The sequence below is a fragment of the Mesorhizobium sp. M7A.F.Ca.CA.003.01.2.1 genome, assembly GCF_003998945.1.
Classification (GTDB): domain Bacteria; phylum Pseudomonadota; class Alphaproteobacteria; order Rhizobiales; family Rhizobiaceae; genus Mesorhizobium; species Mesorhizobium ciceri.
In genome coordinates, this window is record NZ_RZRA01000055.1 from 1 (window position 1) to 11000 (window position 11000).

Annotated in this window: 8 protein-coding genes and 2 pseudogenes; 3 read left to right on the forward strand and 7 right to left on the reverse strand. The window is 64.6% G+C overall.

Annotation, left to right across the window (positions count from 1 at the left end; all coding sequences use genetic code 11):
• The 6 genes and pseudogenes from EN969_RS04385 to EN969_RS04410 form a co-directional block, all read right to left on the reverse strand.
• Positions 1-425, reverse strand: a pseudogene (locus EN969_RS04385) (D-alanine:D-lactate ligase-like protein); the annotation flags it as partial.
• 127 nt (positions 426-552) lie between these two features.
• Positions 553-1434 carry an SMP-30/gluconolactonase/LRE family protein gene (locus EN969_RS04390; protein ID WP_063169671.1) on the reverse strand — a complete coding sequence of 294 codons (882 nt, stop codon included), beginning with the start codon at positions 1432-1434 and terminating at the stop codon, positions 553-555.
• On the reverse strand, positions 1431-2072 hold the full coding sequence (locus EN969_RS04395) for a 2-dehydro-3-deoxy-6-phosphogalactonate aldolase (RefSeq protein WP_063169670.1): 642 nt from the start codon (positions 2070-2072) through the stop codon (positions 1431-1433). Before EN969_RS04395 ends, EN969_RS04390 begins: the two co-directional genes overlap by 4 nt.
• Positions 2069-3022, reverse strand: a complete 954-nt coding sequence (locus EN969_RS04400; protein ID WP_063169669.1) for a 2-dehydro-3-deoxygalactonokinase — start codon at positions 3020-3022, stop codon at positions 2069-2071. Before EN969_RS04400 ends, EN969_RS04395 begins: the two co-directional genes overlap by 4 nt.
• The gene (locus EN969_RS04405) at positions 3019-3786 is read right to left on the reverse strand and encodes an SDR family oxidoreductase (protein WP_063169668.1); all 768 of its coding nucleotides are present in this window, start codon (positions 3784-3786) and stop codon (positions 3019-3021) included. The genes EN969_RS04400 and EN969_RS04405 overlap by 4 nt, the downstream gene beginning before the upstream one ends.
• 267 nt (positions 3787-4053) lie before the next feature.
• Positions 4054-5403: an EAL domain-containing protein gene (locus EN969_RS04410; RefSeq protein WP_013528600.1), complete on the reverse strand. Its 1350-nt coding sequence runs from the start codon at positions 5401-5403 to the stop codon at positions 4054-4056.
• Between the two features lie 300 nt (positions 5404-5703).
• Here EN969_RS04410 and gshB point away from each other — a divergent pair, with 300 nt between their 5' ends.
• The 3 genes and pseudogenes from gshB (at position 5704) to EN969_RS04425 (ending at position 8866) form a co-directional block, all read left to right on the forward strand.
• Positions 5704-6645, forward strand: coding sequence for a glutathione synthase (gene gshB, locus EN969_RS04415; RefSeq protein ID WP_013528601.1), 942 nt, complete (start codon positions 5704-5706; stop codon positions 6643-6645).
• 174 nt (positions 6646-6819) lie between these two features.
• Positions 6820-8051, forward strand: a pseudogene (locus tag EN969_RS04420) (YifB family Mg chelatase-like AAA ATPase).
• 275 nt (positions 8052-8326) lie between these two features.
• On the forward strand, positions 8327-8866 hold the full coding sequence (locus tag EN969_RS04425; RefSeq protein WP_013528603.1) for a J domain-containing protein: 540 nt from the start codon (positions 8327-8329) through the stop codon (positions 8864-8866).
• A 66-nt stretch (positions 8867-8932) separates the two neighbouring features.
• Here EN969_RS04425 and EN969_RS04430 read toward each other — a convergent pair.
• On the reverse strand, positions 8933-11000 hold a 2068-nt coding region (locus EN969_RS04430), incomplete at its 5' end, for a malate synthase G (RefSeq protein WP_127419000.1).

An 11000-nucleotide genomic window follows, 5' to 3' on the forward strand; every position in this document is an offset into this window, starting at 1 on the left:
GCCTGTGGCACCGGCAGGCCGAGCGCGCCGAGCACGGCGCCGGAGCGGAACTTGTCCTGGCAGAGCGCGAACAGCGCATCGTCGGCGCCGATTGTCTTGAAACCGCCCAGTCGCGCCAAAGCGGGCGCCGCGCCGCCGCGGAAATAGGCGATGCCGTCGGTCAGCGTCCAGACCAGCGTTGTGCTGGGATGCTCGCCGGCGAGCACGCTGGCAGCGTCGTCGAGCCCCACCGGCGCGAACGACAGGCCGCGTGCCTGGCAGGCACGGCCAAGCACGTCGAATTCAGGAGCGAGATCGGTCGACTGCGCCAGATAGGACGCGATTTCGGTTGCGCGCTGCGGCGCATGGCCGTCGGCGACCAGGCGGTCGAAACAAGCCTTTTCCGGCTCATGGATGAGTATCAGTTTCGGCTTACGGCTTGGCATGAGATGAACGATTCCCGGCGGTACGATCACCTACCATCGCATGGTCGAGACGTCAGGCTCTCGCGAAACCGACACGGTGCGGGCGGTGGCGTGACAACGCACCGTCCGACCGTAGAATCCAGTTCGATCAGGCGATCAGCACGCGCGGCTCGAAGCGGCCGTTGACGGGAATATCGAGCAGAAAGGTCATGCCGCCCTGCAGATCCAGCAGACGCTGCTTCTCATCCTTGCCCGACCAGGCGGAGGTGACCGCCAGCCGGTCGGCCTTGGCGCCGACGAAGGCTGGGCAGGATGGCTGCGTCACCGGCATGGCGACCGTGCGGACGAGCTTGCCGTCGGGTCCGTAGGCTTCGATGACGCTGCCGCCCCAGACGGCGTTCCACAGGATGCCGTCGCGGTCGAGCACCGACCCGTCGACATAGCCCTTGGCCGAGCGGTGGTCGACGAACAGCTTGGGCTCACCGGCAGGCAGACCGGTCGCCGGGTCGCAGGCGACGCGCATCAGCATCCCGGTCGAGGTGTCGGTGTAGTAAGCGATCGCCCCATCCTCGGTAAAACAGATCGAATTGGAGACGGTGATGTCCGAAAACAGCTGGCGCAGTTCGCCCTTGAAAAACCAGTAGATCGAACCCGCGCCTTTTTCCTCGCCCTTGCCCATGGTGCCCATCCACAGGGCACCACAGGGATGGACGCGGGAATCGTTGGAGCGCGTGACCGGATTGTCGGCCTCGACAGGCGTGTGCAGCGTCAGCTTGCCGGTCGCGACATCGCGGACATAAAGGCCGGTCTCGGCGGCGATCAGCTGGCGCTTGTCGTCGATGACGGCGATGGCGCTCGCCATTTGGCCAAGCTCATGGACGGTGGTCGCGCCGCCGGACAGCCGCTTTTCCAGAAGCTGGCTGTTGACGATGTCAAACCAGTAGAGCGTATCGGTGGCGGGATCGTAGCTCGGCCCCTCGCCGAGCTGGCAGACGTGATCGGAAAAAACCGAAACGATCGCTTCGCTCATCCTGCTTCTCCGAACACCGCATCCCAGGCCGCGACGGCAGCGTGCGCACGCGCGGCCACCTCGTCGACGCTCATGCCCGGCTTGAACAGGCTGGAGCCCAGACCAAAGGCGGTCACGCCGGCAGCCTTGTAGCCGGCAAAATCTTTTTCAGAGACACCGCCGACGGCGCCGACCAATGTCTGCGCCGGCAACACCGCGCGCATCGCGGAAATGCCGCCGGTGCCCAGCACGCTCGCCGGGAAGAATTTCAGGGCCGAGGCGCCGAGTTTGATCGCCAGGAAGGCTTCGGTCGGCGTGAACACGCCGGGCATCGTCACCATGCCGTAATGCATGGCGCGCGCCATCACCTCGGCATCGATGTTGGGACTGACCAGCAGCCGCCCTCCGGCCTGGTGCAAGCCATCGACATCGGCCGGCGTCAGCACCGTGCCGGCGCCGACCAGCGCCGTTTTCGGCAGCACTTGGACGATGCGGGCGATCGACGAGAACGGTTGCGGTGAGTTCAGCGGCACTTCGATCGCCTCGATGCCGGCGTCGAACAGCGCCTGGCCCATGGCCATCGCCTCGGTGGGCTTGAGCCCGCGAAGGATGGCAACCAGGCCGCGCTTGAGTTTTGGAAACGGTGCGGTCTGGCTCATCGGGCAACTCCAATTCTGGCGATCATGCCGTTCTCGCGCGCCGCCTCGACGAGACCGGCACGCACTGCCTCGTCGGCGTCGACGGCCCGGAGCTCAAGCCCAGCAAGCCCAAGTGCGGCCTGGTAGAGTGCGGCCAGCGCGCCGGAGGCAATCAGCACCACGGGTTCGGCGCCGGCGCCATGCCGGCGGCTGGCGGAGGCGATCTCGCCGCCGATCAAAAGGCCGGACAGGCAGGCGGCGGCATCGTCGGCTTTCAGATCCTGCAGCAGGCCGGCGGCCCGGATCGAAAACAGTCGCGAGGTGATATCGCCGCCTTCGCCCAATGCGGTTTCGCACCAGCGGCGGAAGAACGGATTGTCCGATGTGACGGGCTTCGGATGTTCGCCGAGCGAATGGCGCAGGATCGAGTGCGCGGCAAGCACGGAAAACAGCTCGCCGGTCGGCCAGGTGCCGAAGCCGGTAACGGCGCCATCCTCGACCAGCACCCATTTCGAATGGGTGCCGGGCATGCAGACCAACTGGCGCCCCCTGGCCGGCAGGCCGGCGCCGGCAAGCTGGGTTTCCTCGCCGCGCATGACGTCGGGCGCGTCAGTCAGCCGCTGGGCCAGACCCGGAACGATGCGGATGTCACGGCTCTGTCCGGGCACGCTGGCGGCGCCCGCAAGGATGGCGGTAAGCGGCGCCGGCACGGTGACATAGGGCGCTTCGAGCCAGCCCTGGCGGGACCCGGCCATGCCGCAGATGATGACGGGCAGCGCCGCTGGTGCTCCCATCGCCGCCAGATGCCCTTCGAGGATGGTCGAAAAGCCCTTTTGCTGCGCGGTGATCAGGCCGTCATCGCCGCGGCGTTCGGCAAGCATCTTGCCTTGCCCGTCGATCAGCCAGACCCGCATGCGGGTCGTGCCCCAGTCGACGGCGGCGACCGCCGGTGCGTTGCCGGCTTGGCTCACAGGAAACCTCCATCGACGATCAGCATCTGCGCCGTCAGCATGCGCGAAGCGTCCGAGGCCAGGAACAGCACCGTGCCGACGATGTCGTCGGGCTGCATCACCTGTTTTATGCACTGCTTGGCGACATGGGCGGCAAGCCCCTGTTCGGTCACCCAGAGCTCCTTCTGCCGCTCGGTGATCACCCAGCCGGGTGCGATGGCGTTGACGCGGATGCCGTCCACACCGAGCTTGCCGGCCAGCCCCTTGGTCAGACCGAGGATACCGGCCTTGGCGGCCGTGTAGGAGGGCATGTCGGGGTGGTTGATCAGATAGGACGTCGAGGTGAAGTTGATGATCGAGCCGCCGCCGGCCCGCTTCATGCCCGGCGCCACCGCTTGCGCGGTGAAGAAATGCGGCCTCAGATTAATGGCTTGGTTGTTGTCCCAGAACTCGACCGTCACGTCTTCGACGGCGTGGCGTTCGTCCCAGGCCGCATTGTTGACCAGCACGGTGACATCGCCGTGCGCCTCGGCAGCCTTCGCGGCGGACGCCCGCAGGGCCTCGACATCGCGCAAATCGGTCTTGAGGTAGAGCGGCCGGCGGCCGAATTCTTTCTCGATGCGGTCGGCAAGAGCTGTGCTTGGGCCGTCGGCGATGTCGATGAAGGCGACATTGGCGCCCTGGCGCACAAAACCCTCGGTCAGTGCCGCGCCAATTCCGGAGCCGCCGCCGGTGATCAGCACCGAGGCTCCTTCGAGGTCGGCAAAATGCGCCGATGGCATCATCGTTGTTGTCTCCCAGCGCATGACCCCGAAAATCGGATCGATTTTCGGAAAGGGATCATGCGCAAATGTTAAATGCTACAGCGTCCTTTGCGCGTCTTGAAAGACGCGCGGCGCCGTAGCGTGATCGGCGCGCATCCTAGCCACGCAAGGCGCGCGGGCAAGGGCGAACCGCCGAATTTCAGGGCTTATGTCAGACAAAACGACAATGCGCCGCACCGGATGCGCACGGCAGCACCGTCGGGGTTGGGGATCTCGGAGGACCGCCGGTCAGATCGCCTTGGCGCGCAGGGCGCCGCGGAAGGAATCGCGGAGATAGCCGAGCGTGGCGTCGGCATCGACCGGCTTGCCGAACAGATAGCCCTGTCCGCCGGCGCAGCCAAACTGGACCAGGCGATCGGCCTGCGCTTCCTGCTCGATTCCTTCGGCGACGACGTCCATGCCGAGCCCTTCGCACATTGCGAGGATAGCGCGGATGATGTGTTCCGACGGCCTGTCGTCGAGAATGGAGGAGACGAAGGCGCGATCGATCTTGAGCTTGTCGAAATGGAATTCGCGCAAGCGGCCGAGCGAGGACTGGCCGGTGCCGAAATCGTCTAGCGAGACGCGGATGCCGACGCGGCGCAGATCCTCGACGATCTGCGCGGCCGAGGCCGGGTCGTTCATCAGGCCGGTCTCGGTGATCTCGATCTCCAGCCGGCGCGGATCGAAGCCGGTGCGGTCGAGGATCGCCAGTATGTGCAGGCCGGTGTTCTGGTCGACGAGCTGCGAGGGTGACAGGTTGAACGACAGGAACAGGTCCTTCGGCCAGCTTCTGGCGGCCTCCGTCGCCTTGCGCAGCACCAGCTGCGACAACGGGCCGATGATGCCGCGCTCCTCGGCGATGGGAATGAAGACGGTCGGCGGCACGGAACCCAGGTCGCGGTCGGTCCAGCGCGCCAGCGTCTCGAAGCCGATGGTGCGGCGCGTGGCGAGATCGACGATGGGTTGGAAATGCGGCTCCACTTCGCCGGCCGAGACAGCCCGGCGCAGCGCCTGTTCGATGCGGGTGACGCGCTTGGCCGCTTCTTCCATCTCACGGGTGTAGACGACGACGCGGCCACGGCCGGAACGCTTGGCGTGGTAGAGTGCCGTCTCTGCCTTGTTGATGAGGATTTCCGTGGTCTCGTCGCCCGAATAGAACAACGAGCAGCCGACCGAGGCCGAAAGCCTGGCGGTGCGTTCGCCGACATCGTAGGGCGCCGACAGGATCTCGATCAGCATGCGCGACTTTTCGGCCGCAGCGTCCTCGCTGAATACCATCGGATAGAGAAAAGCAAATTCGTCGGCGCCGATGCGGCAGACCGTGGAATAGCCGTCCATAGAGGCGCGCAGCCGCATCGCGACCTGGATCAGGATGTCGTCGCCGGCCTTGTGGCCGAACAGATCGTTGATCGGCTTGAAGCCGTCGAGGTCGAGAATCCCGACGGTAAAGGGCGCGGGATCGTCGGCTCGGTCGGCGATCAGCCGATCGACCTTGTCGAAGAAGCGGCGATGGTTGCCAAGCCCGGTCAACGGATCGGTGAATGCCAGATCCGTGCTCTCCCTGTTTGCCTGACCGGTGCCAAACGAAGTTTGCATCGGTGTCCCTGTTTTGTGACTTCGGAATTTATTTTCAGACTGGCAGCAAACCCTTTAGGAAACGTATCGCGAAATCGATTTTCCATGGGCAACCGCGACCTGTTTCGAAGGATCGATGTGAGGTGTGCATTCGGGCTCAAGGAACAACGAGGACGCGCAGCCTGGCTCCTGTCACGGAATGACCGGCAGGGCCGAGCTTGCGACTTGCTGATGCCAATCTTCAAAAGGTCGCGATTGGCAGACGGGCAGTGAGCCTGTACAGGCAGGACAGTCGCCCATCAGAGCCGCCGGAGACCCGCCATGAAGCTGAAAATCGCCGTCCAGATGGACCACATCTCCACCGTGTCGATCGCCGGCGACACCTCGTTCGCGCTGTCGCTGGAAGCGCAGCGGCGTGGCCATGAGCTGTTCCACTACACGCCGGATCGGCTGTCGTTGCGCGACGGCAAGGTGTTTGCCCGCATTGAGGAGATGCAGGTGCGCGACGAGAAAGGCAGCCACTATTCGCTGGGCGAGAAGGTGCGCACCGATCTGTCGGAGATGGACGTCGTCCTGCTGCGCCAGGATCCGCCCTTCGACATGAACTACATCACCACCACGCACATCCTGGAGCGCATCCACCCGAAGACGCTCGTGGTCAACGACCCGGCCTGGGTGCGCAACAGCCCGGAAAAGATCTTCGTCACCGAATTTGCCGACCTGATGCCGGACACGCTGATCACCAAGGATCCACTCGAAGTTGCCGCCTTCCGCAAGGAGTTCGGCGACATCATCGTCAAGCCGCTCTACGGCAATGGCGGCGCCGGCATCTTCCATCTGCTGGAGGGCGACCGCAACCTGGCCTCGCTGCTGGAAATGTTCGGCCAGATGTTTCGCGAACCCTATATCGTGCAGCGCTATCTCAAGGACGTGCGCAAGGGCGACAAGCGCATCATCCTGATCGACGGCGAGCCGGTCGGCGCCATCAACCGGGTGCCCGCCGAACATGATTCCCGCTCCAATATGCATGTCGGCGGCCGCGCCGAAAAGACCGAGCTGACGGCGCGCGAACGCGAGATCTGCGCCCGCATCGGGCCGTCGCTGAAGGAGCGTGGCTTCATCCTGGTCGGCATCGACGTCATCGGTGACTACATGACCGAGATCAATGTCACCTCGCCGACCGGCGTGCGCGAGGTCAAACGCTTCGGCGGCGCCGACATCGCCAGCCTGTTCTGGGACGCGGTCGAGGACAAGCGCGGGTAAGCCGTTTTCATTTTGTCTTAACCATGTTCCGTTTTTGCAACCGCGCTCAATTCGGCTGCAACCCACGCGCTCACATGTTCCCGTAATGTTCTTGATTTGACCGAGGATTTGTGATTGTCTGCCCGTGGGGCCATTTCTTGGCCATCGCGTGGGTTGTGGCCTGGGGGCAAAGAAATGGTGGCGCGGGTTCGCACGGTCGCTTTCCAGGGCATCGAGGCCGTGCCGGTCGATGTGCAGGTGATGATCGCGCCCGGCAAGGTCAACATGCACATCGTCGGCCTGGGCGACAAGGCGGTGGCCGAAAGCCGCGAGCGGGTGCAGGCCGCACTGCATGCTTCAGGCCTGTCGATGCCGTCGAAGAAGGTCACGGTCAATCTGGCGCCGGCCGACCTGCCGAAGGAAGGCAGTCACTACGACCTGCCGATCGCGCTTGGCCTGATGGCTGCCCTTGGCGCCATTCCGGGCGACATGCTGGCCGGCTATGTCGTACTTGGAGAATTGTCGCTCGACGGCACGATTGCCGCGGTCGCCGGCGCCTTGCCGGCGGCGATCGCCGCCAATGCCGAGGGCAAAGGCCTGATCTGCCCGTTCGCCTGCGGACCTGAGGCGGCCTGGGCTGGAAAGGATTTCGACATTCTGGCACCGCGCAGCCTGATTGCCATCGCCAATCATTTTCGCGGCACGCAGGTGCTGTCGCGCCCCGAGGCCGGCATCCACGCCGCCGCGCTGGATTTGCCCGACCTCGCCGACATCAAGGGCCAGGAGACCGCCAAGCGGGCGCTGGAAGTGGCGGCCGCCGGCGGGCATAATCTTCTCATGATCGGCCCGCCGGGCTCGGGCAAATCGATGCTGGCGCAGCGGCTGCCGTCGATCCTGCCGCCGCTGGCGCCGAAGGAATTGCTCGAAGTCTCGATGATCGCGTCGGTGGCGGGAGAGCTCGGCGAAGGCAAATTGACTGACCGGCGGCCGTTCCGCGCGCCGCACCACTCGGCCTCGATGGCGGCGATGGTCGGCGGCGGCATCCGCGCGCGGCCGGGCGAGGTGTCGCTGGCCCATCACGGCGTGCTGTTCCTCGACGAGTTTCCCGAGTTCACGCCGCAGACGCTCGATGCGCTCGCGCTGGATGGTGCGGGCGCTTCGAGCGGCTCGGCGCCACCCGCGCCACCACCAACGCGCATTGCGCGCCCTCGGTCATCGAGGAGATCGCCATGCCGGACGCCGCCGGCCTGTCGCTGCTCAAGGACGCCAGCGAAAAGCTCGCCTTTTCGGCGCGAGCCTATCACCGGGTGCTGAAGGTGGCGCGGACACTCGCCGATCTCGACGCCAGCGAAACCGTCGGCCGCATCCATCTGGCCGAAGCGATTTCCTACCGCATGAGCTCGGAGCGGGTGGCGCAGGCGGCGTAGATCACTCGCCGCCCGACAAGCCGACTCTGCCACACCACCTTCCGCAATCACGCCATAACCGTCATCCGACGAATCGGCCATCTCCGCACTGCGGCGGACCTGATTGTCCGCTTGGTCGACGTCCTCACCACCCAACGGCCCCCACCGACCGGGCGCCGGCCGTTTCTCCGTCTTCGGGGGCGTGGACGTCATCGCATCGGACCAAAGTCTTGGTCTCCGCATTGGGAATTCCTTATTTAGATAATGTGAATATGATTGCGGTCGGGGAGTCCGCTATGTTCGTTGACTACTACGAAGTTTTGGAAGTCAGCCCGAACGCCAACTCGGAAACGCTGGAGCGCATATTTCGCTATTTTGCGATGCGCTATCATCCCGACAATCGCGAAACCGGCGATGAAGCCCGCTTCAGTGAAATCGTGGAAGCCCACAACACGCTCAAGGATCCGGTCAAACGCGCTCAATACGACATCGCGTATAGGGACCATGCCGGCCTTCGCCGCGAATTGACCGAGGAAGCCAGCAACAGCAAAGGCATCGAGCGGGATGTCGTGATCCAGGCCAGGCTGCTGTCGCTGCTTTACGCGAAGCGCCGGCACGACGTCAGCAATCCCGGGATCGGGGATGTGGAGCTCGAACGCCTGTCAGACTGTCCGCGAGAGCATCTCGAGTTTCATCTCTGGTATCTAAAAGCGAAGGGCTGGATAGCAAGAGTGGAAAACGGGACGATCGCGATTACGGTGGAAGGCGTCGATAGGGTCAACTCCGAACACCGTCGCGATCCCACCATCCGGCTCCTGGACCATACAGCTTCCTGACGCCTCACCTCCGGAGGAAGTCAGGCCGAAGACCTGCCGCCCCATTCACGGCAGGGACTGGCCTCTTCAGCCCTGCTGCGCCTTCAGTTCCAGCCGCCGCGCGTGCAACACCGGCTCGGTGTAGCCGTTGGGCTGGGCGCGGCCCTTGAATACCAGGTCGCAGGCGGCGAGGAAGGCTATCGACTTGTCAAAGTCGGCCGCCATCGGCTCGTAGAGCGGGTCGCCCTCGTTCTGGCGGTCGACGATGTCAGCCATGCGCTTCATCGTCGCCATCACCTGGTCCTCGCTGCACACGCCGTGGTGCAGCCAGTTGGCGATGTGCTGTGAGGAAATACGCAGCGTGGCGCGGTCTTCCATCAGGCCGACATCGTTGATGTCAGGCACTTTCGAGCAGCCGACGCCCTGGTCGATCCAGCGCACGACATAGCCAAGAATGCCCTGCGCGTTGTTGTCGAGTTCCTTCTGGATATCCTCGGGCGACCAGTTCGGCCGCACGGCAACGGGCACCGACAGGATGTCGTCGAGCCTGGCCTTCGGCCGGTTCTTCAGCGCCGCCTGCACGGCGTGAACATCGACCTTGTGATAGTGCGTGGCATGCAGCGTCGCCGCCGTCGGCGACGGCACCCAGGCGGTGTTGGCGCCGGCCTTGGGGTGGACGATCTTCTCCACCAGCATCGCAGCCATCAGATCCGGCATCGCCCACATGCCCTTGCCGATCTGGGCGTGGCCGGCCAGCCCGCATTCCAGCCCGGTGTCGACATTCCACGCCTCGTAGGCGGAAATCCAGGCGGCCTGCTTCATGTCGCCCTTGCGGATCATCGGGCCGGCTTCCATCGAGGTGTGGATCTCGTCGCCGGTGCGGTCGAGAAAGCCGGTGTTGATGAACACGACGCGCTCCTTTGCGGCGCGGATTGCCTCCTTGAGGTTGACGGTGGTGCGCCGCTCCTCATCCATGATGCCCATCTTGATGGTATTTTTCGCCATGCCGAGCAGGGCCTCGACGCGGTCGAATATCTCGACGGCGAAGGCGACTTCGTCGGGCCCATGCATCTTGGGTTTCACGACATACATCGAGCCGGCGCGGGAATTGGCGCGGCGGCCGTTCGGCCCGACATCGTGCAACGCGATCAGCGCCGTCATCGCCGCATCCATGATGCCTTCCGGAACCTCATTGCCGTCGCGGTCGAGGATCGCCGGGCTGGTCATCAGGTGGCCGACATTCCTGACCAGCATCAGCGAGCGGCCGGGCACGGTCAGCGTGCCGCCGGCGGGCGCGGTGTAGGCGCGGTCGGGATTGAGCTTGCGGACAAAACTCTTGCCGCCCTTGGTGATCTCTTCCGCTAGGTCACCCTTCATCAGGCCGAGCCAGTTGCGGTAGACGACGACCTTGTCTGGCGCATCCACCGCCGCGACCGAATCCTCGCAGTCCTGGATGGTGGTCAGCGCCGATTCCAGGATGACATCGGCGATGCCCGCCGGATCGGTGCGGCCGATCTGGTTGTTGCGGTCGATCACGATCTCGATGTGCAGGCCGTTGCGCACAAGCAGCACGGCATCGGGATTGGCGGCATCGCCGCGATAGCCGACGAATTGCCTGGGGTCGGCCAGCGTCGTCGAGCCGGCGCCGGCGCTCAGCCGCAAGGCACCCTGCGCCAGCGACAGGCCATTGACGCCGGCCCATTTGCCGGACGTGAGCGGGGCAGCCTCGTCGAGAAAGGTCTTCGTCCAGGCGACGACCTTGGCGCCGCGTGCCGGATTGAAGGCTTTGCCCTTTTCGGCGCCATCCGTTTCGGGGATGGCATCGGTGCCGTAGAGCGCATCGTAGAGCGAACCCCAGCGCGCATTGGCAGCGTTGAGCGCATAGCGCGCATTCATCACCGGCACGACCAGCTGCGGTCCGGCAACATCAGCAATTTCCGGGTCGACGTTGTCGGTCGACACGCTGAAGGCCGGGCCTTCGGGAACGAGGTAGCCGATCCCTTTCAGGAAGCCCTTGTAGGCCTCCATGTCGACCGGCGCGCCGTGATCGCGATACCAGCCGTCTATCTGTTCCTGGATGGCGTCACGCTTTGCCAGCAGCTCCCGGTTCTTCGGCGCCAGATCATGGACGACGGCCGAAAAACCGTTCCAGAAG

Bases quoted from the DNA above. Each gene is read 5' to 3' on its own strand.
- EN969_RS04395 (WP_063169670.1), bottom strand. From the start codon at position 2,072: ATGAGCCAGACCGCACCGTTTCCAAAACTCAAGCGCGGCCTGGTTGCC.
- EN969_RS04405 (WP_063169668.1), bottom strand. From the start codon at position 3,786: ATGATGCCATCGGCGCATTTTGCCGACCTCGAAGGAGCCTCGGTGCTG.
- EN969_RS04425 (WP_013528603.1), top strand. From the start codon at position 8,327: ATGTTCGTTGACTACTACGAAGTTTTGGAAGTCAGCCCGAACGCCAAC.
- EN969_RS04410 (WP_013528600.1), bottom strand. From the start codon at position 5,403: ATGCAAACTTCGTTTGGCACCGGTCAGGCAAACAGGGAGAGCACGGAT.
- gshB (WP_013528601.1), top strand. From the start codon at position 5,704: ATGAAGCTGAAAATCGCCGTCCAGATGGACCACATCTCCACCGTGTCG.
- EN969_RS04390 (WP_063169671.1), bottom strand. From the start codon at position 1,434: ATGAGCGAAGCGATCGTTTCGGTTTTTTCCGATCACGTCTGCCAGCTC.